We start from the raw sequence: 26497 nt of genomic DNA, 5'->3' as shown, positions 1-26497 counted from the left end.
GAATCGGAGCACCGAAAAGCGAAAGAACCGGGAAATAACTTCAGAATCTTTACACGAAAAATAACTATAATATTATGGCATTGAATTACATTTCGGCAGCAGAAGCTGCGAGCCTTATCAAACATGGCTACAACATCGGCTTGAGCGGATTTACTCCCGCAGGAACAGCCAAAGCCGTTACGGCTGAATTAGCAAAAATCGCGGAAGCAGAACATGCAAAAGGAAACCCGTTCCAGATAGGTATCTTCACCGGTGCCTCTACCGGCGACTCTTGCGACGGCATCCTTTCACGCGCCAAAGCCATCCGTTACCGTGCTCCTTACACAACCAACGCCGACTTCCGCAAGGCAGTGAATAACGGCGAAATAGCTTACAACGACATCCATTTGTCTCAAATGGCACAGGAAGTACGCTACGGCTTCATGGGAAAAGTAAACGTGGCCATCATCGAGGCTTGCGAAGTAACTCCCGACGGTAAAATCTACCTCACGGCAGCCGGCGGTATCGCCCCCACCGTTTGCCGCCTGGCCGACCAGATCATCGTGGAACTGAACGCTGCCCACAGCAAGAACGCCATGGGTCTGCACGACGTTTACGAACCGCTGGACCCGCCTTATCGTCGCGAAATCCCCATTTACAAGCCGAGCGACCGCATCGGACAACCTTACATCCAGGTAGATCCGAAGAAGATTGTAGGCGTAGTAGAGACCAACTGGCCCGACGAAGCCCGCTCCTTTGCCGCCGCCGACCCGTTGACCGACAAGATCGGACAGAACGTAGCCGACTTCCTGGCTGCCGACATGAAACGTGGCATCATCCCTTCTACCTTCCTGCCTCTGCAATCCGGTGTAGGAAACATTGCCAACGCCGTGCTGGGCGCACTGGGACGCGACAAGACCATCCCTGCCTTCGAAATGTACACCGAAGTTATTCAGAACTCCGTTATCAGCCTCATCCGCGACGGCCGCGTGAAGTTCGGCAGTGCTTGTTCACTGACCGTAACAAACGACTGTCTGGAAGGCATTTACAATGATATGGACTTCTTCCGCGACAAGTTGGTACTCCGCCCGTCGGAAATCTCCAACAGTCCCGAAGTAGTACGCCGCCTGGGTATCATCTCCATCAATACCGCCATCGAGGCCGATATTTATGGTAACGTGAACTCCACCCACATCAGCGGTACGAAGATGATGAACGGTATCGGTGGATCCGGCGACTTCACGCGCAATGCTTACATCTCTATCTTCACTTGCCCGTCCGTGGCCAAGGAAGGCAAGATCAGCGCCATTGTGCCGATGGTTTCGCACATGGACCACACCGAACACGACGTCAACATCATCATCACCGAGCAAGGTGTTGCCGACCTCCGCGGCAAGAGCCCGAAGGAACGCGCACAAGCCATCATCGAGAACTGCGCTCACCCGGATTACAAGAATCTCCTCTGGGATTACCTGAAACTGACCGACGGCAAATCTCAAACTCCTCACGCTCTGCGCGCCGCACTGGGCATGCATGCCGAACTGGCCAAAAGCGGGGATATGAAGAATGTAGACTGGGCACAGTACAAATAAATATGCTTCATAAAATCAGCTAATATAGCTGCACAAAAGATTATCACAAAAAAGCGGGCTGCCCTGGAATCACTTCCCGGACAGCCCTTTCTTCATCCGAAAGTGAAGATGAAGATACAGAGAAAGTACGGCACTGTTGCTTATTCCTGACCGCCTCCCAGCGCCTGGTAAAGGCTGATCATACTTTGAATCTCCGCGAAGCGGTTGGCCGTTTGCGAGAGTTGGGCACTGAGTAAGGTCTGGCGGGCAGTGAGCACTTCCAGATAGGTAGTGTTTCCGTGCTCCATCAACAGAGAAGTGCTGTGCAGTGCCGTTTGCAGAGAGGCAACCTGCTTATCCAATAGAATAGTTTTTTCTTTGCTCGTCTGCCAGGCAGTCAAGGCATCGTTCACCTCGCTGCCGGCATTCAGCAATGCCTGCTGAAATCCAAGGGCAGCTTCTTCCTGCTGTGCACGGGCAATGCGATATTGCGCAATGACCTGTCCGCGGGCAAACAGCGGTTGCGTGAGCGAACCTACTGCCGAAGCCACAAACTTACCCGGATTGACGATCATCACTCCAGCCGAATTCGTCCAACCTGCACTTCCGCTCAACGTGATGGAGGGATAGAAGGCAGAACGTGCCGCGTTCGTTCCATAGAAAGCCGATTCCAACGAACGTTCCGCCATGCGGACATCGGGACGGCGGGCAAGCATCTGCACCGGAATGCCTACTGCAAAGTCTTCGGGGAACTGCTGGTCGGACAGGCTACCCCGTTCGTAGCTGCGGGGCGTCTCTGCCAGCAGCAGGGCGAGGCTGTTCTCCACCTGGTTGATCTGCTGCTTCAGGTCGAGGACGGAAGCCTGCACCTGATAGTAGGTGGCTTCCATCTGCGACACTGCCGATTCGTTGGACATGCCTGCATTCATCAGGGCGCGGGTGGAAGATACGATTTCCCTCCACGACTCTTCCGTCTGCTGCGAGATGGCAAGCTGCTCATCGAGCATCAGCAGGGTATAGTAAGTATTTGCTATCCCGGCTATGAGCTGGGTATGCACGGCCTGCCGGTAGTCCTGGCTTTGGGCATAAAGTGCCTTTGCCTGCTTCTTGGCGTTGCGCATCCGGCCGAAGACGTCGAGTTCCCAGCTGGCAGCTACCGGCAACGAATAAGTCTGCGTAGCCCGGTGGTTGTCGAAACTGCTCACCGTACCCTGCGGCGCAAGGGCAAAGGAGGGCAGAAAGGCAAGCTTGGCGGATAGCAGAGCGGCTTCGGCCTCTTCTACGCGGAGCTGTGCCGACTGATAGTCGGTGTTGTTCTGCAAGCCCTGCTCGATGAGTGCCTGCAACTGCGGGTCGGTGAAGAGCTCGCGCCAGTCCAGTCCGCCCAGGCCCAGGCTGTCGTCGGCCGAAGACTGACTGAGGGCGTCCGTCACTTCCGCTCCATACAGGTTGTCGGGAACTTCCGTGGCGGGTTTGTATTTGGTATATATGCCGCAGCTGCTCATCAGCAGGCCGAGGGCGGCGAGTGTAATTATATGCTTCTTCATACTTCAATGTCTTTAGCATGTTTCTTGACGTTCATCTTATCTATAAAGTATATCAGCAGGAGGGCAATGCCGAAGGCGATTGCCTGCTCCAACCAGAATTCGGTTTCGTAATACATCATAATTCTCTTAGTTTAGTGTTCGGTATAAGAGCGGCTCACCCTTCGGGGGGGCCCGAAGCCTTGAAACGGCGGCGATTCACCCTTCGGGGGGCCCCGAAACCTTGAAACGGCGGCGGTTCACCCTTCGGGGGGCCCCGAAACCTCGAAACGGCGGCGGTTCACACCTTCGGGGGCCCCGAAACCTCGAAACGGCGGCGGTTCGCACCTTCGGGAGGCCCCGAAACCATGAAACGGCTGCGTTTCGTTCCTCCGGGGGAGCCCGAAACCTTGAAACGGCTGCGTTTCGTACTTTCGGGGGGCCCCGAAGCCTCTCCAGCCTCAATCAGCATCTTTTCGGGGAGCCCCGAAGCCTCGAAAGGCCTTGGGAGGGGCTGCTCTTATTCGAACTTATATTCGTTTACTGTCTGAAGCTCGATCAATCTTTTCCTTTCTCCGCTGCACTGCGTTCCTTTTCCAGCAACACCTGTGCATCGGCTTCCTGTTCTTCGGGCTTGCGGATCTTCTCCTGCAAGAACTCGAAGATGATGTAGAATACCGGAACTACGAAGAGCAGTGCCAGCGTTCCGACAGCCATACCGCCTACTACACCCGTACCGAGCGAACTGTTACCATTGGCACCTGCACCGGTAGAGAACATCAGCGGAAGCATACCGAAGATCATCGTAAGCACCGTCATCAAGATAGGACGCAGACGAACCTGGGCAGCCGAATAAGCCGACTCTACAATACCCATGCCCTTGCGCCGGCGCTCTATGGCGTACTCCGTAATCAGGATGGCCGTCTTTGCCAGCAATCCGATCAGCATAATCACACCCGTCTGCAGGTAGATGTTGTTCTCCAAACCCAGCACCTTGGCAAACAGGAAGCTGCCCATCAGTCCGAACGGGATGGAAAGGATAACGGCAAACGGTACCAGGAAGCTCTCGTAGAGGCATGCCAGAATCAGATAAATAAGCAAGATACACACTCCGTAGATGAAGATAGTCTTCGCTCCACCCAAACTGGCCTCTTCACGAGCCATACCGCCGTACTCAAAACCATAACCCACGGGCAATACCTGTTCGGCTACTTCGCTGATAGCTTTCTGTACCTCACCGCTGGAATATCCGTTGGCAGGATTCACATTTGCCGTAATAGCGGAAAACAGATTGAAACGGTTGGCCGACTCCGGGCCGAGTACCTTTTTCAGCGTCACGAACTGGCTCACCGGAGCCATCTCCATACCGTTGCGTACAAACATATTGTTCAGTGCCTGTTCGTCCAGTCGATATTCGGGCGATGCCTGCATCATGACGCGGTACACCTTACCGTACTGGTTGTAATTGGAGATATACGCACCACCGCAATAACTTCCCAGTGCATCGAGCACCGTAGCAGGCGATATACCGGCACGCTTGCACTTGGCAGCATCAATATCTACCGAAACCTGCGGGAAGTTCATGGCGTATGAGGTATAGGCCATTGCCACTTCGGGCCGCTCGTTCAGTGCACCGAGGAACTGCATCACCGACTGGTAGAACGCCGTCATGTCTCCACCCGTACGGTCCTGCAAGTTCAGTTCGATGGAGTTACCCATACCGTAGCCCGGAATCATACCCGGCTGGAAACTGAATACCCGCGCATCCTTTATGTTGCTGAACTGTGCATTGAGCCGTGCCACTACGGCATCGGACGAATGCTCGCTTCCTTTACGGTCGTCCCAGTCCTTCAGACGGATGACGATGGTACCGTAGGAAGTACCCTGCCCCGATACCAAACCGTATCCGGCTACACGGGAATAGTGCTCTATCTCGGGAGTATCCTTCAGGATATCCTCCAGTTTATCTATAACCTTTGTTGTCTCTTGCAGCGTGCTGCCCGGTGCTGTGCTCACGTCCACCATGATAACGCCCTGGTCTTCCTGCGGTACCAGTCCCGTCTTGGTAGTCGACATCAGATACACAAGCAATGCTACCGCCAGTGCCAGTGCCGTCCATACCATCCAGCGATGGTGAATGAAGAACATTACACCTTTCTTGTACTTGCCCAGCACTGCATTGAACGAAGCATTGTAGGCTGCACGTATCCGTCCGTTGATGCTCTTCGCACTCTTTGTCCCGTCGGACGGGCGCATCAGCATGGCGCACAAAGCGGGACACAATACCAATGCCGAAATCATGGAGATACCCACGGCCGTAGCCATCGTGATACCGAACTGTGTATAGAAGATACCCGAAGTACCGCCCATAAACGTCACGGGGATGAACACTGCCATAAACACGCAGGTACACGAAACGATAGCCATTGTCACATCGCCCATCGCATCCTTGGTGGCCAGATAGGGCGACTTATACCCGGCATCGAACTTGGACTGCACCGCTTCCACCACCACAATGGCATCATCCACCACCGTACCGATGGCAAGCACCAGAGCAAACAGCGTCAGGATATTGATACTGAACCCGGCAGCCACCAGGCAGGCAAACGTACCGATCAATGACACTATGATGGAGATAGAAGGAATCAGCGTACTCTTCAAGTCCTGCAAGAAGAAATATACCACCAGGATAACCAATATAATGGCAATAATCAACGTCTCCACCACATTGTGGATAGATGCGAACAAGAAGTCGTTCGAACTCATCATATTGACGAACTCCACGCCTTCGGGCAGTGTCTTCGCCATCTCCGCCATTTCGGCAGAAATCTGTTCGTTAACGGCAGTAGCGTTGGAGCCAGCCGTCTGGAATACAACGAACATTACGGCAGGTTTGCCGTCCATTTCACTCTCGAAGCTATAGGTCAGTGTACCCAGCTCCACATCTGCCACGTCCTTCAGCCGCAGCACGGAGCCATCCTCCTGCGAACGGATCACGGTATTCTGGAATTCTTCCACCGTCTTCAGTCGTCCGCGATACTTCATCGTGAACTGGAACACGTTCTTCGAGTTCTCACCCAGCGAACCGGTAGGTGCTTCGATATTCTGCTCGCCCAGCACTGCCGTCACATCCGAGGGTACCAATCCGTACTGTGCCATCAGTTCCGGCTTCAGCCAGATACGCATACTGTAGGTATCACCCATTTCCATCACATCGCCCACACCTTCGATACGCTTTATCTGCGGAATGATGTTAATGTCGAGGTAATTGGCAAGGAAGGTCTTATCGTACCGGCCGTTGGTACAAACCAGTGAATTGATTTGCAAGAAGCTCGTCTGACGTTTCTGTGTGGTCACACCGATTCTCGTTACCTCGGCAGGGAGCAATCCCTGTGCCTTGGTCACGCGGTTCTGCACGTTCACGGCTGCCATGTCCGGGTCGGTGCCTTGCTTGAAGTACACCTGGATAATGGCCAGACCGGCGTTGGTGGCAGTAGAAGTGATGTACATCATGTCCTCCACACCGTTGATACTCTCTTCGAGCGGCATGATGACACTGTTCAGCACTGCCTCGGCGTCGGCACCCGTATAGCTGGTGGTGACGTATACTGTAGGAGGTGCAATGTCCGGATACTGTTCTACCGGAAGCGTGAAAAGCGAGATAAGCCCGATGACCAGAATCAGCACGGAGATGGAGATAGCCATCACCGGCCTCTTTATAAATATGTTTCCTTTCATAATCGTCTATACTTTATTTTACCACTGTTCCTTCACGCAGCAATCCGGCACCTGCCGATACGATTTCGTCGCCCGGTTGCAGTCCGTCCATCACTACGAATTCACGTCCGTCGCTGATGGGGGCTACGGTAATCAATGCGGATACCGCCTTGCCGTCTACTACCTTATAAGTAATGGTTCTGTCCTGCATCTGCACGGTGGCTCCCTGCGGAATCACGATACAGTTCTTGTAAGTAGTGGGCACTATCACACTGCCGGAAGCTCCGCTATGCAGCAGCCGCGATTCGTTGGGGAAGACTGCGCGCGCCACTACCGTACCCGTCTGGCGGTCTATCACGCCACTGATGGATTCGATCGCACCTTTCTTATCATACAGCGAATTGTCGTTCAGCTTCAGTTCCACCGGAGGCATGTTCTTCAACGCCTCGTCCATACTGCCATACTCGCGCGTCAGGGCAAGCAGCTGATTCTCGGTCATGGAGAAGTAGACATACATGTCCGAATTGTCGCTGACGGTAGTCAACGGCTTCGGCATGGCAGCGCTGACCAATGCGCCCACCCGGTAGGGCAGTGCACCTACCACTCCGTCACTGGGACTTTTCACCTCGGTGTACGAGAGGTTGTTGCGTGCACTCATTTCCTGGGCTTCGGCTTGCGCCAACTGAGCTTTGGCAGTGAGGAAAGTGTTCTCGGCTGTTTTCAGGCTGAATTCGGAAACAACTTTCTGCGTATACAGTTCCTTATTACTATTATAAGTAAGTTGGGCGGTGGCCAGTGCTGCACGTGCCGCTTCCACGTTGGCAACGGCGGTTTTGAGTGCTGCCTTGTAGGGCACCTGGTCGATGATGAAAAGCAGCTGTCCGCGTCGCACTCTCTGTCCTTCGGTCACACATAGCTTTTCGATGGTTCCCGACACCTGCGGGTAGATGTCGATATCCTGCCGCCCGCGTATCGTTGCCGAATACGAGGTGGAAAGTTCTCGATCCGCCGCTTCCACCTTCATGGTTGCATAGGAAGGTTTAACACCAGCATCGGGTGCCTGTTTGCAAGATGCCATCCACATTGTACAACCGATAATTCCTATCAGCCGTATCCATTTTCTGTTCTCTGTAATCATACTACTCTTTTATTCTTATTGTACTCTTTTTGACTCGGGCAAAGGTAAACGAAAAGACCAACGCAGCGGTGACCCATTTCCCCCCAAGGGTGTTCCATTTTCTCCATTCACACCTTCAGAGGCTAACATACTGTGTATAAACGCCGTATGGAGCAAGAAATGAGGAAAACAGAACATTCCATTTCCCTCATTATTCACCAACTTTGCAAAAAGAAAAAAGAAAGAGTATGGAAAAAGAAAACATCAAGACGATTAGTATTGAAGACTTTAAGGACAGCAGCCATGTGATACACTATGTAGACGACGACTTTGCCATAATAGATAGTTTAGAAGGTATTTCCGACAGTAATACTGCAGCAAGGCTGGAGTGCTTCCTCATTGTGGTTTGTGTAGAAGGGTGCATCCAGCTGGATATTAATTACAAAACCTACCAGTTGCAAACAGGCGACTTATTTCTCGGGCTTCCCAATACGGTTATCGGCAATGCCATGCTGAGTCCCAAGCATAAACTGGGACTCGTCGGATTCTCCACCCGCTTCTTGCAGCGCATCGTCAAGATAGAGAAGAACACGTGGGATACGGCCGCACATATCTATAAAAACCCGGTGGCGCATGTCAATGAAGAGAGTGGCGAAGGAATCTTTGAGTACTACCGGAGCCTGATCATGGCAAAGGTAGATGACGAGCCCCACAGCTATCAGAAGCAGGTGATGCAACACTTGTTTTCAGCATTGCTTTGCGAAATGATAGGGCATCTCAACAAGGAAATTGCCCAGTCCAACGAGGTCGGCCAGTCAAGGGAGAATATAAAACAGTCCGACTACATCTTGCGTAAGTTTGCCGAGATGCTGTCGAAAGATAACGGCATGCACCGTTCGGTGTCCTATTTTGCCGACGCACTCTGCTACAGTCCCAAGCATTTCTCGAAAGTCATCAAGCAGGCGTGCGGGCGCACTCCGCTGGAACTGATTAATGAGAGTGCCATCACCCACATCAAGTACCGTCTGAAGCATTCGGACAGATCCATCAAAGAGATTGCCGACGAATTCAACTTCCCCAACCAGTCTTTCTTCGGGAAGTATGTGAAGGCGTATGTGGGCATGTCGCCGGTAAGTTACCGGAATTCGGAGGCGGAATAAACGGGAGAAATTACTTCGTCTTTATCACCTCATCGCACACCGCATCCTGGAAAGCCCGTGCCTCCCTGCCCGACAATACACTCTGGTTCATGATGGCAAAAGCAATCTGGTGCCCGTTGCCGGCTTTGAGGTATCCTGCCAGGCAATTGATAGCGGTGAACGAACCTGTTTTGGCATGGACATTCCGATAAGAGGGGGTGCCTTTCGCCATGCGGTACTGCAAAGTTCCGTCTATTCCGCCGATGGGCAGTGCCTTATACAGCTTCTGAAAGACATCGGTGCGGGAGTAGGCATACTTCAGAAAAGAAACCAGCAGCTCGGGCGAGATATAATTGTAGTTCGATAGCCCGCAACCATCGGCCAGGTTATAGTGGTCGGGGTTGTGCCCCAGTTGCTTTATCAACGCACGGATGGCGGTTAAGCCGTCTTCCGCAGAAATCCGCTTCTTGCCTGTCGTCTGGGCACCCAGGCGGCAAAGCATGGCTTCGGCATTCAGGTTATCACTCTCTTTCATGATCTGCTTGACAACGGCTTGCACATCGGTTTCGTAAACAGCCACCTGCACGGAAGTGCTGTCCTGCAGGAACTCATCGAAAGCATAATCACCGGAAGAACAACTATCCGCAATGCAATGGATGCCCCGCGCTTGCAGGCGATCCATGAGCGTGCGCATGAAGAAATCCTGGGAAGAGTAGATGTTGACGGTGCCCGCCCGTCGGCCGTCCACATTGCCGGTGACGAGGATGTTGTTTCCGTTCGTCAGCCAGTTGCGCGACACACGGAAACGGCCGGCGGAGGGGGTGCGGGAGGCGGTTTGGTTGGTCAAGGTATAGTAGGAGGAAGCGGGCGTAGCTGCCAGGCGCGCCTCTTCGCCCCGTTCGCCGGGCGTGGCAGTGACAGTGACCACTCCCTTATTCAGCATCAGCGGAGAGAGATAGGGTTGATAGGAATAGGGAGTATCATCCCATGCCCAGCCGCTGCCCCAATACAAGGAGTCCTTCATAGACACATCGCCATAGACCTTTCCACGGATAACGGTAAAAGGCAGGCGCGCCAGGGCATCGGCCAAAGAGTCCAGCGCGCTGTCGTCGAATTCGGGGTCGAAGCCGCCTATCACGTAGACATCGCCCCGCAAGGTATCGTTTTCGATCGCTCCCTTGTACCATACTTCCGTACGGAACGGTTCGTCGGCTTCGGGGCGTGAGAGGGCGGTAATCGTCGTCAGCAGCTTCATGGTGGAGGCGGGACGGGATAGCTTGTCGGCCTGGTAGGTGTACAGCGGCTCCTTGGCCGTCAGGTCGTACACGGAGATGGCAACGTTGGAGCCTTGTGGCAACTTATATTTGATAAGCGTGTCCAGGCGGGACGAGAGAGTGTTTGCCCCATTCCCGGCCTCTTGTGCAGACAACGGCAAGCAGCAAACCGATAAAAGTAAATACAGTAATATCCTATTCATGTTTTCTATTCAAGTTTTTCGTTCTTCTCTTTCAAGAGTACGCATCTGTCTACTTCAAGAACGTACGTCCGTCTCTTTCGCAACCGGTTTCTCAAAGCGGGCATTACACTTGTTGCAAACGTACTCCCAATGTTCCGTGCCCGGAGGGGCTGCCGACAGAGCAGACATAATGGCGGCCATAATAGCCCGTCCCCTATGTTTCTTCTTCAGCACCAGCTTAATATCGTCCGAACCGCAATGGGGACAATACTTCAACTGTTCCGGAATCATTTGATTCTGCTCCAGCAAGCGGAGCGCGTTGTCATAGTCGTCCTCATATACCAGCACATCCACCCCTGCGATATCACTGATATATCCACGCATCACGCCGGACATATTCTCATTATGCAGAATCGAAGTAATCCCTTCATTCTCCAATGCTCCCTGAATGACGTGTGCCTGAAAGGCATCGTTGCAGGTGATAAGTTTTACGGTTTTCATGTGTAGCTATTCTTGATTTAAATTCGTATCACGGTGAATCTCCTCCTGCAGTTTCCCAAGCAGGGAACCCTTGCCATAGCCTCCCCACACACTCTGTATCTTTCCGTCGGGAGCAATCAGCACATAATGAGGATATCCCTTCACCCGGTAAGACATGGCAAGGCCGGTGCCTGCTTTGCGCAGTTCGTTCCACTGGTTACCCTTCATCTGCTTCTTCTCCACAAATGCTTCCCATTCCTTTTTAGGGTCGATGCTGATGCTGACGATAGCCAGTATATCCTTGTATTTCTCCGCTGCCTCCTCCATTTCGGGGAGGGACTCAATGCAGGGACCACATCCGGAGCTCCAGAAGTCGAGCAGAATATACCGCCCCTTGAATTCTGCAAGGTGGTGGCTACCACCCTGAACGTCATACAGCTCACCATCAGCCATTTCGTCGCCCACCTCCACCGCTGCTGTAGGATAAAGGTGCTGGTATGCCAACTCAGCCTCCGACGTATGCTTCATAGCCTCCGGCAATCCGGCGTACAGAGCCTTCACTTCGTCCGAATAAGGCATAAATGCCTTCGCCACAGTCATCTGTGCATAAGATACCAGTTTCTGCATATAGACCTTGCCCACGGGAGCCGTTATCATATAGTCCAACTCCTTCTTATAGATGGCACGCATCAACGGGAACGAGTATTTACGCAGAGAGTCTACTTTCGCCCACGCCAACCGGGCGAACTCCTCATCGCCGTCGTGCTCCAGCTGCATCTGCCGAAACCAGCCGCATTCGGCCACGTTATAGCCTAAATATTCCCGGTTCAACTCGCGTACGCAGTCCTGAAAGCCGTTCTGCTCCTGCTGCTCGGCGATGTCGCTCTCTACCCGCCAAAGGGGTAGCAACCGGTCCTCTCCGGTGATGGTTATCTGCCTGCCCGGTGCCACCCATACATCCAGCCAGTGGGAAGGGAAGCCTTCATCAGAAGAGAGAAGCATAAGCGGCTTTACGCAGGAGGTCGTATCACTGAACGTGAATCTTCCGTCTGCAACGGTATCAAGAACTATCGGCACAATAAGCCGTCCATCCGATTGGTACAGACCGATAACCGTCCCGTCGGAAAGGGCGGGTACTTGTCCGGTTATCAAGAAACGCTCAGAGGCAGCGGTGTCTTGCGACCAACTGTTGTATGCATTGCACACGAACAGAAGAAGAAGGAATAAATACTTTTGCATTGTATATTTTGTTTTGAGTTATCGTCTCAGTTGATTTCCACTGCGGAGCTACGGACACACCCTGCGTAAACACACGCTTATAAAGCCTCTTTAAATATCTCCCCTACCGTAGGATGCGGGAAGACAATCTTCTTCCACTCCCCGGCCGTCAGCTTCAGTTCGATGGCCATGCCTGCCAGTGTGATGATTTCCGAAGCCGGATTTCCCAGGACGTGCGCTCCCAATACGGTATCGTCACCACCCAGCAACAGCTTGCAAACACCATTCACACCTTCGTTCTCCGCCACAAAGCGGCCTGAGTATGCCATTGGGAGCTTTACTACACGATAAGTGGCACCTTTCTGCTGCAAAGAGTCTTCCGTCTCGCCCACACCCGCTATTTCGGGATTGGTATATACTACACCGGGAATGGCACGGTAACTCATGGCATCTTTCTGCCCGATAATGGTATGTATCGCTACCTCCGCCTCGCGCACGGCTGTATGCGCCAGCAGGGAGAAGCCCGTCAGGTCACCGCAGGCATATACGCCCGGCAGGGAAGTCTGCATCTGCTCGTTGACGCAGATATTTCCGCGCTCCGTTTTTGCCAGGTTCAGATTCTCCAACCCGAAACCTTTCGTCACCGGACGACGGCCCACGCTCATCAGCAGTTTTTCGGCTATCACGGAGCCTGCACCTTCGGCAGTCTCGTAGTTTACTTGTATCAGCGGCTGCCCGTCTTCCGAAGAAGCTCCGGCCACAGATACCACCTTGGCACTGAGCATGAACTTAATCCCCCGCTTGGCATATTCGGTACGCAGCATGGCAGAGAGTTCCCGGTCCATACCGCCCAGAATTTCGTCCAGCATCTCGACCACCGTTACCTGCACTCCCAGGCTGTTGAAGAAGGAAGCGAACTCCATACCGATGACCCCGCCGCCGATAATGGCAAGCGAAGCGGGAAGCTCCTTGCTGTCCAGCGCGTCGCGGTGTGTCCAGTAGGGCACTGAGTTTACTCCCGGGATGCCCGGAATAAAGGTTTCCGAACCGGTGCAGAGCAACAGGTTCTCGCACTCGTAGATTTCTTCGCCGCATTGCACATGATTCCGGTCTATCACCGTTGCCTCACCGCTGACGATAGTCACATTGTGTGCCGTCAGCTTGCTTTTGACACCCAGCACCAGCTTGCGCACCACTTTCTGCTTGCGGGCAATAATCTTGGACAAGTCGAACGACACTTCGGGTACATTCACTGCATATTTGGAAGCATGACGCGCTCCGTCATACGTTTTTGCTGAATACAACAGGGTTTTGGTAGGGATGCATCCTTCGTTCAGGCACACTCCGCCCAGGTTTTGTTTCTCAAACAACACGGCACTCAGTCCTGCCTTTCCGGCAGCTTCGGCAGCTGTATATCCCGCAGGACCTCCACCGATGATGGCTACTTGGTATTTCATAGATTTGCTGGTTAATTATTAATTTGTGCGCAAGTTAATAAAACCCATATTATCCGGCAAAAAAGAATACATCTTTCTTTCAGATTAATTATCTTTGCAGTGCACATTCACGCAACGACTGCGCGTTAATTGGCAAAAACTAAACTATAATCCGACATGAAAACACTACAGTTATCCCGGTTAATCCCACTGTTCGCCCTTCTGCTCTGCTGTCTGGCAGCTTGCAGCGATGACGATGACAACCGCCTCGCATCCATCCAAGAGGCCACCCTCGAAGGTGATGCCACCACCCTGCAGATCAACATGAACCGCAGCGACTGGCGCATAGCCTCCGTAACCGGTCTTGACGGAGATTACATCATTGGCGGCGGTTCCACCCAGCTGGAAGGATTGGGAACCGTCTCCTACAGCTGGGCTACTATCAAGCGCGAAAAAGAGGATGCACTCATCGTCGAAGTGGAAGATAACTTCGACGGAGAAGAACGCGGTATTATCATAAACCTGGAAATGAAAACGGGGTTTTATAAGGAGCAGATCATCATACGACAGAAGCAGTGCACCAGCACCTACATGCTGAAGTCGATTGTTTACAGCCTGGAAGAAGGGGACGGAGAAAAGGAAATGCAAAGCTCCAAATGGGTAAGAATTGTCGATAATCACTCTGAGACTCCAATGAAGGTCATCTTATATCCCTATGAAGACGGCAGGATATACTGCTCATTCCAAAGTTCGGAAATCGGTGCATTCAGTTGGGTAGGCGAACACACCGCACATACAGTGGCAGTGCCCCTAAAGATAGAAAACGGGGAAATAGTGCTTGACAGGACTACTATGATAACTTACGATAACTTCTCCACAACATTGGAAAATGAGCTGAAAGACGTCCCCTTTCCGACTACTTTAGAACCCATGAAAACAAATATATATTGGGGGGACATCTACTACAAGTCCCTACGGGTAACTTACACCCTGACCATCGTCAACACCGATACCCGTGCAGAGCGTCAATTCAAGGGAAAATTCACAAGGAGATATCCCTATGACTACTCGGAGTTTCATCACGAAACCAAGGACTTGCCGGAAGAAAAATAAACCCAAACAATCCCATCTTAACAAGCACTGGCGTCTGTCCCATCACGACAGACGCCAGTGTTTGTGATGACAGACACCAGTGTCTGTCGTGACAAAGGCCAGTGTTTAACGGGACAGACACTGGTCTTTGTCGTGATAGAGGCCAGTGTCTGTCAGGCACGACTTTACTTCCTCCCTGCTTAGGGTAGGAGGCTGGCCTTCATCAAGTTTACGGCATACAAGTTTGCCGGTCTTCAACGCATCTTCTTCTGTGGCAAACGGCTGGTGACCGCTTACGGCAGGGATATAAGGCTGATAAATCAGCGTGTCCGACCCATGGAGTACAATATAGCCATAACCATCTTCTACCTGCACGGCACGACAGGCAAACCCTTGACCGGCCATATCCTTGCTGCCGGAAGTCTTACCGCCGGAGCAACAAGAAAGGCATACCGCCACGAGGGACAGTACACCTATCTTCATAATAAACATCAGCTTTATCATTTATATTTTGTATATCATAGCTTAATAAATGGGAATTTACCAGCGTAGCGCTGGAGCAAGGTTTCCATTCGGATTACTTGCACAGCAAAGCCTGAAGGGCTTTCATCTATCAGCCCAGGGCAACGCCCTGGGTTTAAGAACGCCCCTTCACCTTACGCCCTGAAAGGGCATAAGATTGCATAACGGGCTTTTGCCCTTTCAGGGCGCAGAGATAGAGGTGCATTATTACCCAGGGCGTTGCCCTGGGCTGATAGCTGGAAGCCTTTCAGGCTTTGCTACGCAAGTAATCCGAATGGAAACCTTGCCGGGGCGCTACGCCCCTAAATTATCTTTTTCATACATCCTCCTGCTCGTAAGGCAACAGTTCATAAACATCATCGAAGTAACTGGTACCCGAAGCTCCCGTCAGCACAAAGCCGCGCGTGCCGGTGGAGAAGGAGACGGCATTGCTGCGCGACGAACCTCCCGTAGCATTGTGCACTTCCGTCAGAGGGGTGTAGTCGTCATCGGAATCGCCGGACCACAGGTCTTTGACGGGATCGTAAACCCAATAGTCGCTGGTCACCCCGCTACGGGTACCGGTAGCGATGTAGCCTTTGCCATCGATGACGAAAGAGACGGTGGCATAGCGTGCAATAGCATAATCGTCGTCATAATCCTCGTCGGCATTGTTGTCGGCGATGTCGCGAAGCTGTGTCCAGGTGGTGCCGTCGAATTTCCATAAGTCGTCCACGGCAACGCTGTTGTTCTGCCCGCAGCAGATGTAGGCTACGTCGTTGATGACGAAAGCCGTACCATAGCGGCGCTTGTAGCCTCCGAAGCCGTTCACTATTTCCCACTGCTGCCCGGCAGCGGCGTTGGGGTTGAAGCGGTAGAAGTCCTTCAGATAGTTGTCGTTGTAGCCGGCGCCTACATATCCGTATCCGCCTACGGAGAAGGCCAGTGCCCCGTCTCGCATGCCGCCGCCGAAGTCGTCTTTCTGCGTCCAGGTGTCGGTATCGGGGTCGTACTCCCAGGTATCGGTCAGGTACTTGGGCTCTTCCTTGATGGCGCCGGTGGTGATGTAGCCTTTGCCGTTCAGGGCAAAGGAGGCGGCACTGTGGCGGCCCTGAGCAGCATCGGGCATGTCGGCGCATTGGGTCCAGTAGTCGCCGTCGATGTTGTACATCCAGAGGTCTTTCAGGTAGGACTTGTTGGAGCCGCGAAAGCCACAACATAGATAGCCTTTATTGCCGATGGTGAAACTGCTGGCACTCGAGCGCGCCACACCGTCGAAGTCCGAACGCCTCATCCATACACCTTGCGTGTATTCATCACCTTCCGTACAGCTGCCGAAGAGGCATGCAATTGCCGGGAGCATCATTCCTAATAATAGTCGATTCATAGTTTCTACGAAATTGTTTTAATTACCATAATTATGGCTGCGAAGATAGGAGGAGCAAAACGCATCTGCAAAAAGAACCGACAAACGGGGCGAAATTCCCGTTAAACGCCTTTACCGATAAAAACCGCCCGCTGGACGATTTTAGTAGGAAGACAGGAAAGTTTCATTTTCCTTTGCGGACAAATAACAACAGTACCAATCAATGAAGAAATTATTCTATAGCCTGATTACAATCACCCTCGCCCTCTGCTCCTGCCAGGACGAGGACTCCGGACTGGGACGGAGCCTGACGAGCAGTTCCTTCTACAACGCCTACGCCGATACCTGCACAGTAGACATCAGCACCATCCTCCTCGACTCCATAGAGACCCGAGGCGACAGCATCTGCCAACTGGGTCACTACAAGGACGATTCTTGGGGCGACGTCTCCGCCACCTACTACACCGAATACTCCGTCAACAGCTTCACCCCCAACGAGAACTACAGCTACACCCTCGACTCCCTCGTCCTGAAAATGGCCCACTCCGGCCACTTCTGGGGCGATACCCTGACGCAGCAACGCATCTCCGTCTACCGCCTGAAGCAGCCCATCGACCTGACCGACGACCAGGGACTGTACAACCATACCGTCCTCCCCACCGAAACCACCCCTCTCTTCAGCTTCACCTTCACCCCCCGCCCCGGAGAGAAGAAAGTGCTCGAAATCCGCCTGCCCGACGGACTGGGCCAACAACTGCTGGACGACCTCATAGCCCAAGAGGACTACCTCGACAACCAGGATAAATTCAGGCAACACTTCCCCGGCCTCGCCTTCGTGGCCGAAAGCAGCGGACAGTGCATCACCGGCTTCATGGCCAACGACTCCTCCATGTGCATCACCCTGCACTATCAGGAAATCTCCACCCAGCGCACCGAGAAGAAGCTTGCCTTCAGCATCGACACCGACCATGCCTACACCGGCATCCGCCACGACCGCACCGGCACTCCCCTCGCCCCCTTGCAGAGCGGCATCGAGAACCTCATCCACTCCACCGACCTGGGCAGGCGCGCCTACATGCAAGGCCTCACCGGACTCTACAACCAAATAGAATTCCCCTACCTGAACAACCTGCAAGATGCCGGCGAAATCGTCTCCATAGAAAGCGCCACTCTCTACCTCTATCCCCTGGCGGACAGCTACAACCGCCTGAACCAACTGCCCAAGGATATCCGCCTCTACATCACCGACGAGAACAACGTGCTCGAGGACTACGTCTACGGCACCGACGGCGTCACCGTGCAGACCGGCAATCTCACCGTAGACGAGCTCTTCGGCCGCGATACCTACTACTCCTTCGATCTCACCAAGTTCATCCGCAACAACTTCGGCACATGGGGCATCCGCCGGCAGAAGCTGCTGCTGAGCCTGACGGACGACGAAACCGTAAAAACCTTCAACCAGGTAATCTTCAGCAACGATCCCGACCAGGAACGCCAATGCAGATTAAATGTAAGACTTAAAATATACAACGAGAAATGAAACGTCCCTACCCCACCCTCTGGCTACTGTGCAGTCTTTGCACGGCAAGCCTCCCCCTCATAGCCCAAAACACCACCAACCTGCCCACCTCCATGTACGGAGTAGGCGAACTCAGCGCCGGCGAAGGCGGCCGCTACGCCGGCATGGGCAACATCGGCATCGCCCTCAACCGCATCGGATTCCAGAACACCCTGAACCCCGCCGCCATCACCCGCATGGATACCACCTGCTTCACCTTCGATGTAGGCGCATCGGCCTCCCATGCCCGCTACTCCTTCCTGAGCGACCACAGCTCCAACACGACGGGCAATCCCAACCGCATCAGCATGGGCTTCCGCGTTCTGCCCCGCTGGTACGCCATTGTGGGCGCGGCGCCTTACAGCAGCGTGGGCTACGTCATCCAAACCCAAGAAGAGATAGAAGGCATGCCCGGCAACTATGCCTACTCTCTGTTCGAAGGTACGGGCGGATTGTACCGTTGCTACCTCACCAATGCCTTTGCACTGACGCAGCAGTTGTCCGTAGGCGTGAACCTGGGCATGATAATGGGAACCGTGACGCAGAGCGAAAAGCAGGAAAGCGCCCTCGTAGAGTATGAGTCCTCCAAACGTGCCTTCTATGCCGACTTCGGGATACATTACGAGTTCAATCCTGCCGGACGGCGGAAGTGGGCGGCAGGAGTGGTATTTGCGCCTTCTTTCCAAATAAAACACGATAACAAGCTGACCTACAGCAATTCCTCTACCCCCGAGAATGTGGACAAGAGTTATCACAACCGCACGCAATATCTGCCCATGCACCTCGGCACCGGCCTCTCCATGACCACGGAGCGCTGGACGCTGACGGCCGATTACAACTACCTGGACTGGAGCCGCAACTCTTCTTCTTATACTTCCATGAAGTACGAGAATCAGCATAAAGTGAATGTAGGAGGGATTTACGTCACCAACCCGCGCCTACCGCGCTCTACGGAGCTGATGGGAGGAGTGGGGTTCAGTAATTCTTATATCAATCTGAAAGGTGGGAAGATGCAGTATCTGGAAGTAAGCGGCGGCGCCAGTTTCCCAATCCGGTATTCGTACCTGTCGCTGGGTGCCACCTGGCGGAAGCAGATAAACTCGCGCAAGAATCTGATGCAGGAAAGCCGGTTCAGCTTGAATCTGAATCTGACGTTCGGAGAGAGATTGTCGAAGGCGAAGCTGAAATAAAGACACCGCTCATTCCCAATACGAATGAAGCATATTCCCAATACGATGGAACGGTACTCCCAATACAATGGAACCGGGCTCCCAATACAATGGAACCGATGTCCCACTATGATGGGAATGAGTGGGACATAAACCTTTCAGTCAGTCAGCAACTTACAGCACCGACAATCTCGCTACATATCCCTTCACCCGTTCCCTGTACGCATCCCCGATAGGTACATCTTTCTGTTCGACCATTACCGAGCCACGCCCTATCGCACTGATACAGTCCAGGCGGACAATGAAAGAACGGTGTATGCGTATAAATGCATCGGCAGGAAGTTTCTCTTCCATATACTTCATGCTGCACAGGCTCAGGATGGGTTTGGAAGCTCCCTTGCAATAGATCTTGACGTAATCGCCCAACCCTTCTATATAGTTGATCTGCTCCAAGTCCAACCGCATGATGCGGCTGTCTGATCTTATATAAATCACTTTAGGTGATTCTTCCCGGTTCTTAGGGGGATTCTGTCCGGCAGCGCTGCCCTCTTGCAAAGAGAACCAGCGGGCAGCCTTGCTCACCGACTGAAAAAATATGGAGAAATTGATCTCGCCCGATAAGTAGTCCAAAGCATCGAGGCGGAAGCACTCCGCAGCATGGCGATCGGTATCTGTAATGAAAATGACGCGGGTAGACGAGGACAATAGCCTGCAGAAATCCATCCCGTTAATTCCGCCCTCTTCCACCGGATAGATACCGACAAAGTAAACCTCTACTTTCGTCTCATAGTAGTCTTTCAGTGCCTCAAGGGGATCTCCGTATTTTCCGCATAGTGAAAGAAAGGGTATCTTACCGATATATTCCTCTAACTGCTCGGCAACCTTCGGGTCTGCATGCAAAATGGCGCAATTCAAATTCATGATTGTTCTTTCTTTTTGGAGAATGGACGCACCCAGTCCGGAAAGGCTGCAAGGGGAAGAAAGAAAATTAAGTTTTCTTCATAGTAATGATTTATTTGTTAACAAGCGGATAAACTCCTCCTCCTTCACCGGAAGCAGCGCCTCGCACTTCCCTGTCCTGTACTTCACCAGCACGTAGCGCATCACGGCAAACTTACCGAACTGCATGGACGAAGCTCGCTCTACGGAAACAATATCTTTCAACAAGATTTCCTTGCCGCGCGAGAAGCGGCCGAAGAACAAGACCAGCTTCCCGTCGGGCGTTATCGTATAAGTAGTATGAATCAGTTTTTCAATCATGATTATCAGCCAAAGCATGGAGATAATTGCCACTACAATGCGCTTCTCCCACAAGCCATAGACAGCAAGGAAACCTATCAAAACCAAGAATAAATATTGCCCCATGGCAATGCGGGCATGGAAAATACGGTTCATAATGTCAGATTTTTGCGATAAAGGTAGGTATTTCCACGAATAAATGCGAACAAATGGCACAAGGAATGTAGTTATTTTGTAGTTTTGCAATATCAAAAATACAAACCTATGGTAAGAAAGTTCGATTTTCTCGTTATCGGCTCCGGAATTGCCGGTATGAGTTTTGCGCTGAAAGTAGCGCATAAAGGAACAGTAGCCCTCATCTGCAAGGCAGGTCTGGAAGAGTCAAACACCTATTTTGCGCAAGGGGGCATCGCCTCAGTCACCAATCTGAAAGTAGACAATTTTGAAAAGCATATCGAAGACACCATGATTGCAGGCGACTGGATCAGCGACCGCGAAGCCGTAGAGAAAGTTGTACGCAACGCCCCCGAACAGATAGACGAGCTCATCAAGTGGGGAGTGAACTTCGACAAGAAAGAGAGTGGAGAATTCGACCTGCATAAGGAAGGCGGCCACTCCGAGTTCCGCATCCTGCACCACCAGGACAATACCGGTGCAGAGATACAAACCAGCCTGATTGAAGCTGTGAAGCAGCATCCCAATATCACTGTGTTTACCGATTTCTATGCTGTGGAAATCATCACCCAGCACCACTTGGGCATCATCGTCACCCGCTACACGCCGGGCATCAAGTGCTACGGCGCCTACGTGCTGAACGAAGCCACCGGCGAAGTGGACACCTTCCTCTCCAAACTGACCATCATGGCCACGGGCGGCTGCGAAGCAGTCTACCGCAACACCACCAACCCGCTGGTTGCCACGGGCGACGGCATTGCGATGGTATACCGTGCCAAAGGTGCCGTGAAGGACATGGAGTTCATCCAGTTCCACCCCACCGCCCTCTACCATCCGGGCGACCGTCCCTGCTTCCTCATCACCGAAGCGATGCGCGGCTACGGCGGCGTACTCCGCACGATGGACGGCAAAGAGTTCATGCAGAAGTACGACCCGCGCCTCTCACTGGCCCCGCGCGACATCGTGGCACGTGCCATCGACAACGAAATGAAGCTGCGCGGCGACGAACACGTCTACCTGGACGTCACCCACAAAGACCCGGAGGAAACCAAACGCCACTTCCCCAACATCTATAAGAAATGCCTCTCGATAGGCATCGACATCACGAAAGACTACATCCCCGTAGCCCCTGCCGCTCACTACCTCTGCGGCGGTATCAAGGTGGATCTGGACGGACAGAGCAGCATCCGCCGCCTGTATGCCATCGGCGAGTGCTCGTGCACCGGACTGCATGGCGGAAACCGTCTGGCCTCTAACTCACTGATTGAAGCCGTGGTCTATGCCGATGCAGCCGCCAAGCATGCACTGAGCGTATTCGAGCGTTACGAATTCAACGAGGACATTCCCGAATGGAACGACGAAGGAACCATCTCCAACGAAGAACGCGTACTGATAACGCAGAGTATGAAGGAAGTAAACCAGATTATGGAAGCCTACGTCGGCATCGTCCGCAGCAACACCCGCCTGACGCGTGCCTGGAACCGTCTGGACATTATCTACGAGGAGACGGAGAAACTCTTCAAGAGCAGCAAGGCTACCCGCGAACTTTGCGAACTGCGCAACATGATTAATGTGGGTTACCTGATTACCCGCCAGGCCATGGAACGCAAGGAAAGCCGCGGACTGCACTACACACTGGATTATCCGCACGCCAAGAAGTAACACAAAAATAACCCGGAAGCATGAGGAAGAGATTTCATGCACTCATACTTTTCTGTTTGGTAGCAAGCTGCCTTCACAGCCAGACGATGGACGACAATGTCATCATCAACAGCTGTGAAGACAGCTATGTTTTTATGGAAGAAGGGGCCAACGTCGTAGTGCACAACGCCCGGGAAACCGAATACGAGGCCCTCCGCATGGGCGCAGAAGTGCAGCCCTACATCTATTACGGCAAATTCATCTCCCTCGATAATGCCAGGGCCAAGGGCATCTTCGCCCCCAAAGCCATCCACCGGAATGCCACGCCGGAGAACGTATTCTTCGACGATACCCGCATCTGTTACTTCAACCTCTACCTGGACCGGCAAGGCAAAAAGACCGGCGTAGAGTTCGGCCGTACCTTTCACGACCTGCGCTACTTTACACAAATCTACTTCTCCGAAGAATACTTCGTCCGCGAGAAGCGCGTCACCGTCACCATTCCCGCCTCCCTCTCCCGTTTCCGGCTGATAGAGAAGAACTTCACCCCCGGCATCCGGTGCGAGAAGAGCGTAAACAAGGAAGGCGACTCCGTCTTTGTCTACACCCTGAGAGCACTGCCCGCCATGGAGAAAGAAGACGATGCGCCCGGCAGCAGCTACCTCTACCCGCACCTGCTGATAACGGGTTCTTTCTCTGATACCCAAGACATGTACCGCTGGCTGAGCAGGCTGGCGGATGTAGACTGCACCCTCCCCCAGACAGAAGCGCTGCTGTCAGAAATCACCGCCGGATGCTCCACGGATATGGAGAAGATACGCCGCACCTACTCCTACGTGCAGCAGAATATCCGCTACGTAGCCTTCGAAAGCGGCCTTGCAGGCCATCAGCCCGACCGTCCCGCCGAGGTGCTGCGCAAACGCTACGGCGACTGCAAAGGCATGGCGCTGCTGCTCCGCACCCTGCTCCGGGCACAAGGCTTCGATGCCCGGATGGTTTATATCGGCACAGACCACATCGCCTACTCCCCCGACGAAGTGCCCACGCTTGCCTCCATCAATCATGCCGTCTGCCTTCTCTATCACCAAGGACAGAGCTATTGTCTGGACGCTACCCATCGCTACATCCCGCTGGAAACCATCCCGCAAGGAATACAAGGCCGGAAAGCACTGATAGAGAACGGAGCAAACTGCCTCGTGCAGCCCCTTCCCCAACCGGAAAGTCCCACTGCCACCGACAGCCTCCGCTATCATTATCACCTGACCGATGAACCGGCCCTGGAAGGCACCGCCGTCCGCACATGCACCGGCGAGAATAAGGAAATCATGCTCAGCCTCTACCACAGCCGCGCCAAAGATCTGCAAAACGACTTCCTCGGCACCATGCTTGCCGACAAGCAGCACCACTACCATGCCACAGACATCCGGCTGGAAGAGGAACGCCCCGAAGCTCCCTGCCTCCGCCTTACGGGTAAGGTAAACAATGCCACCGCCGTGCAGTCCGCCGACGAAGAACTCTACATCGAACCCGACCCGCACGACGATTTCTTTGCCCAACCCGTCGACACCACCCGCCGCCGGCAGGATTATCTGTTGCCGTGGAGGTGCCGCACCGTCCGCGAAGTGGTGATTGACGTTCCCCCGGGACGAACCGTCTCCTACCTGCCGCCGGACTTCTGCACAGAAACCGACCAGGGAACGCTGAGCTGTTCCTACCACGCAGAAGCAGACCGCATCCTATTCCGCAAAGTAATGGAGATACGTAACAGGCACATCCCTCTTGCACTGATACCTGCATGGAACGATGCCCTGCGCCGCTGGAAGAAGGCTTGTGAAGAACAAATAGTAATCAAATAAACACCCCGTATGAAAGCAACACATCACCCCCGGAAAGCAGTACGCCCCCTACTCCTGCTGCTCCTGTTCCTGCTCACCGCCCCTGCCGCTAGCGCCCAGAAAGAAGACGACAAGTACGCCGCCCTCACCCGCGAAGTGCGCAACGAAGTATGGGCAATGGAGCTGCCCGGCTTCGACAACATATCCATACCGGGGAAATACAAGAACGCCCCCGCCGTCATCCTTGCCGCGCACAACCGCCTGGAAGTGACACGCAAAACCAAACTCGACTGGTGGGGCGTGGGACTGACCAAGCAGCAGATTACCTGCCGCGGCATCTTCCGCCAACTGGTGTACATCAACAGCCAAAGCGCCCTGGAAGAGATGTCGGAATACAGCTTCCTCTCGCAGGAGAAAGAGCGCTACACCCGCAACGAACAACAACGTGTGCTGGGCATACGTATCCTTAAACCCGACGGAACCATCAACGAAGTAGACCCCGAAGAGTTCCTTGAAACCGACGAAAGCCACCAGGCACGAAGCCGCAACACCCGGGAAAAATGGCAAAAGGTAGCCGTTCCCGGACTGGAGATAGGCGATATCATCGACGTCTTCTTCGCCAAATACACCACCCTGAACGACCAGAACCTGGAACCTTTCAGCTTCTACCTCAACGGGCAATACCCCATGCTTGCCTACTCCGTGCATTGCGAAATCGACCCCAAACTGAGCACCTTCTACCGCTGCCTGAACGGTGCCCCCGACTTCGATCCAAGCACCGACGCCGAAGGGAACTACATCCTCGACCTGAAGACCATCGTCCCCAGGCATCCCCTTCCCAGTCTGTGGTACAACGTTGCCCGGCAGATGCCCATGATTCAGATGTTTATCTACAACAGCAAGACTCCATACGCCTGGATGCCTCCCAGCGTCCGCCAACAAGGACTGCATGCCAACCCCAACCCGCAACTGATTATCGATGACACCCGCGCCTCCATGAGAGCCCCCGGCACCCAATGGTCCGGCCTGCGCAGCGGACGGAAAAACGAAATAGCCAAAGCCCTCAAAGCCCGCCAGGCCGAGGGATGGAGCGATGAGAAACTGATGGACTACCTCTACCAATACTGCTACTACCGCTACATGGAAGCCAGTGCCGACTACACCCCTGCCAGCTTCATCCTGCTGATGCACGACCTCTTGGAGAAAGTCGGCATACGCCATCAGGTAGGCATCACCACCAAAGACACGCAAGTCCCCCTCCGCCAGCTCATCAGCTACCACTACACCGTTTGGCTCATCCGGCTGGAAGCCAACGGAAAGTATTACGCACCTCCCGCCTGCTACGCCGCCCCCGGCGAGCTCCCTGCCAACCTGCAGGGCGAAGAAGCCATTCTGGATGGTAATTTCCGGGCCACCCTCCCCACGGCGAGTCCCGAAGAGAACCGCGACGTGGCCATCCTCACCGCCTCCATCGACGGAACCACGATGCACGTCAACCGTCGGGAAGAGCGGACCGGTGCATTGAAAGAGCCATTCCAGCCCTACCTCGTGCTGGACGAAGATCTCTACAACTCCCTGCGCCGCGTGCTGGGCATCACCACCACCATCTTCGACGAAACCAAAGAGAAATACCATGCCGACCTGCGCGAGAGCTACCGCCGCGAACGCGAACAGGAGAAAGAGCGTTACCGAAGCGAAATCATCGGCTACCACGGCTCGGACGAAGGGATAGGTACGGATATCAGTTACCGCCTCCTCAGTATCGGTAACCGTACGGACAGCACGACCTTTGCCTACGAAGTGGGTTATACGCTGGATGGGCATGTAAAGAAGGCAGGCCCCAACCTCGTCCTCGCCGCAGGTCGCCTGATAGGTTCGCAACTTGAATTTAAAGGCGAACAACGCCAACGTCGCGAAGACATCTACTGGGAAATGCCACGCAGCTACGGATGGGACATCACAGTCCGCCTGCCCGAGGGATACCAGGTTTCCCCCGAAGGACTGGAAAAGCTGAATATGAAAGTGGAGAACGAATGCGGCGCTTTCACCGCCCAAGCCACCACCGGAAATGGTGTCCTGACGATAAAAGCGGAAAAGCGCTTCGAGCATAAGATGGAACCGGTGGAGAACTGGGAGAAGCTGCTCGAAATCATCGATGCTGCCAAAGCTTATGAAGGGCTTTCGGTAGTGCTGAAGAAATAAAAAGGAGGAGGATGCTGAAGGTGAAGTGATGAATAGTGCAGTTACAAAACGAAAATTAACTATAATAGTGCAGTTTGAAAACGA

At 53.5% G+C, this 26497-nt stretch carries 20 protein-coding genes; 8 read left to right on the top strand and 12 right to left on the bottom strand.

Going from position 1 to position 26497, the window contains the following annotated elements; all coding sequences use genetic code 11:
• Positions 1–74: 74 nt before the first annotated feature.
• A complete protein-coding gene (locus AAE250_RS21435; RefSeq protein ID WP_294603242.1) occupies positions 75–1571 on the top strand; it encodes an acetyl-CoA hydrolase/transferase family protein in 1497 nt (498 codons plus the stop codon).
• A 140-nt stretch (positions 1572–1711) separates the two neighbouring features.
• Here AAE250_RS21435 and AAE250_RS21430 read toward each other — a convergent pair whose 3' ends face one another.
• The 4 genes from AAE250_RS21430 to AAE250_RS21415 form a co-directional block, all read right to left on the bottom strand.
• A complete protein-coding gene (locus AAE250_RS21430; protein ID WP_294603240.1) occupies positions 1712–3097 on the bottom strand; it encodes a TolC family protein in 1386 nt (461 codons plus the stop codon).
• Entirely contained in the window at positions 3094–3216 is a 123-nt protein-coding gene (locus tag AAE250_RS21425) for a hypothetical protein (protein WP_294603238.1), read from the bottom strand. The genes AAE250_RS21430 and AAE250_RS21425 overlap by 4 nt, the downstream gene beginning before the upstream one ends.
• A gap of 415 nt (positions 3217–3631) precedes the next feature.
• Positions 3632–6811, bottom strand: coding sequence for an efflux RND transporter permease subunit (locus AAE250_RS21420; protein WP_294603235.1), 3180 nt, complete (start codon positions 6809–6811; stop codon positions 3632–3634).
• A 13-nt stretch (positions 6812–6824) separates the two neighbouring features.
• On the bottom strand, positions 6825–7928 hold the full coding sequence (locus AAE250_RS21415) for an efflux RND transporter periplasmic adaptor subunit (protein WP_294603232.1): 1104 nt from the start codon (positions 7926–7928) through the stop codon (positions 6825–6827).
• A gap of 227 nt (positions 7929–8155) precedes the next feature.
• Here AAE250_RS21415 and AAE250_RS21410 point away from each other — a divergent pair, with 227 nt between their 5' ends.
• On the top strand, positions 8156–9067 hold the full coding sequence (locus AAE250_RS21410; protein ID WP_342289432.1) for a helix-turn-helix domain-containing protein: 912 nt from the start codon (positions 8156–8158) through the stop codon (positions 9065–9067).
• A 10-nt stretch (positions 9068–9077) separates the two neighbouring features.
• Here the strand turns inward: AAE250_RS21410 and dacB are convergent, their stop codons facing one another.
• The 4 genes from dacB to lpdA form a co-directional block, all read right to left on the bottom strand.
• Positions 9078–10523 carry a D-alanyl-D-alanine carboxypeptidase/D-alanyl-D-alanine endopeptidase gene (dacB, locus tag AAE250_RS21405; protein ID WP_294603227.1) on the bottom strand — a complete coding sequence of 482 codons (1446 nt, stop codon included), beginning with the start codon at positions 10521–10523 and terminating at the stop codon, positions 9078–9080.
• A 54-nt stretch (positions 10524–10577) separates the two neighbouring features.
• Positions 10578–11003 carry a putative signal transducing protein gene (locus AAE250_RS21400; RefSeq protein WP_294603225.1) on the bottom strand — a complete coding sequence of 142 codons (426 nt, stop codon included), beginning with the start codon at positions 11001–11003 and terminating at the stop codon, positions 10578–10580.
• Positions 11004–11009: 6 nt separating this feature from the next.
• On the bottom strand, positions 11010–12221 hold the full coding sequence (locus AAE250_RS21395; RefSeq protein ID WP_294603223.1) for a TlpA disulfide reductase family protein: 1212 nt from the start codon (positions 12219–12221) through the stop codon (positions 11010–11012).
• Between the two features lie 77 nt (positions 12222–12298).
• Complete coding sequence (gene lpdA / locus AAE250_RS21390) at positions 12299–13657, bottom strand: dihydrolipoyl dehydrogenase (RefSeq protein WP_294603221.1); 1359 nt, start codon at positions 13655–13657, stop codon at positions 12299–12301.
• A gap of 156 nt (positions 13658–13813) precedes the next feature.
• Here lpdA and AAE250_RS21385 point away from each other — a divergent pair, with 156 nt between their 5' ends.
• The gene (locus AAE250_RS21385) at positions 13814–14749 is read left to right on the top strand and encodes a hypothetical protein (protein ID WP_294603218.1); all 936 of its coding nucleotides are present in this window, start codon (positions 13814–13816) and stop codon (positions 14747–14749) included.
• A 105-nt stretch (positions 14750–14854) separates the two neighbouring features.
• On the opposite strand, the gene AAE250_RS21380 is transcribed toward AAE250_RS21385, so the two are convergent.
• Together AAE250_RS21380 and AAE250_RS21375 are read right to left on the bottom strand one after the other, a co-directional pair.
• Positions 14855–15232, bottom strand: coding sequence for a DUF4907 domain-containing protein (locus AAE250_RS21380; RefSeq protein WP_342289431.1), 378 nt, complete (start codon positions 15230–15232; stop codon positions 14855–14857).
• A gap of 334 nt (positions 15233–15566) precedes the next feature.
• Positions 15567–16616: a Kelch repeat-containing protein gene (locus AAE250_RS21375; protein WP_294603005.1), complete on the bottom strand. Its 1050-nt coding sequence runs from the start codon at positions 16614–16616 to the stop codon at positions 15567–15569.
• A gap of 202 nt (positions 16617–16818) precedes the next feature.
• On the opposite strand from AAE250_RS21375, the gene AAE250_RS21370 reads away from it, so the two are divergent.
• Both AAE250_RS21370 and AAE250_RS21365 read left to right on the top strand, forming a co-directional pair.
• The gene (locus AAE250_RS21370; protein WP_294603004.1) at positions 16819–18135 is read left to right on the top strand and encodes a DUF4270 family protein; all 1317 of its coding nucleotides are present in this window, start codon (positions 16819–16821) and stop codon (positions 18133–18135) included.
• The gene (locus tag AAE250_RS21365; protein ID WP_294603002.1) at positions 18132–19343 is read left to right on the top strand and encodes an OmpP1/FadL family transporter; all 1212 of its coding nucleotides are present in this window, start codon (positions 18132–18134) and stop codon (positions 19341–19343) included. Before AAE250_RS21370 ends, AAE250_RS21365 begins: the two co-directional genes overlap by 4 nt.
• A 153-nt stretch (positions 19344–19496) precedes the next feature.
• Here AAE250_RS21365 and AAE250_RS21360 read toward each other — a convergent pair whose 3' ends face one another.
• Both AAE250_RS21360 and AAE250_RS21355 read right to left on the bottom strand, forming a co-directional pair.
• Positions 19497–20243 carry a LytR/AlgR family response regulator transcription factor gene (locus AAE250_RS21360; RefSeq protein WP_294603000.1) on the bottom strand — a complete coding sequence of 249 codons (747 nt, stop codon included), beginning with the start codon at positions 20241–20243 and terminating at the stop codon, positions 19497–19499.
• 78 nt (positions 20244–20321) lie between these two features.
• Positions 20322–20717 (bottom strand): PH domain-containing protein, encoded by a 396-nt coding sequence (locus tag AAE250_RS21355; RefSeq protein WP_294602998.1) that lies wholly within the window; start codon positions 20715–20717, stop codon positions 20322–20324.
• 108 nt (positions 20718–20825) lie between these two features.
• Here AAE250_RS21355 and nadB point away from each other — a divergent pair, with 108 nt between their 5' ends.
• The 3 genes from nadB to AAE250_RS21340 are packed head-to-tail and all read left to right on the top strand — an operon-like array spanning position 20826 to position 26413.
• On the top strand, positions 20826–22397 hold the full coding sequence (nadB, locus tag AAE250_RS21350; protein ID WP_294602997.1) for an L-aspartate oxidase: 1572 nt from the start codon (positions 20826–20828) through the stop codon (positions 22395–22397).
• A gap of 20 nt (positions 22398–22417) precedes the next feature.
• Positions 22418–24232 (top strand): transglutaminase-like domain-containing protein, encoded by a 1815-nt coding sequence (locus AAE250_RS21345; RefSeq protein ID WP_294602995.1) that lies wholly within the window; start codon positions 22418–22420, stop codon positions 24230–24232.
• A gap of 9 nt (positions 24233–24241) precedes the next feature.
• Positions 24242–26413, top strand: a complete 2172-nt coding sequence (locus tag AAE250_RS21340) for a DUF3857 domain-containing protein (protein ID WP_294602994.1) — start codon at positions 24242–24244, stop codon at positions 26411–26413.
• The last annotated feature ends 84 nt before the right edge of the window (positions 26414–26497 follow it).

The organism is Bacteroides sp. GD17, assembly GCF_038448625.1.
GTDB lineage: Bacteria > Bacteroidota > Bacteroidia > Bacteroidales > Bacteroidaceae > Bacteroides.
The sequence above is the reverse complement of the archived record's forward strand: the minus strand, read 5'-3'. Positions and strand labels throughout refer to the sequence as shown.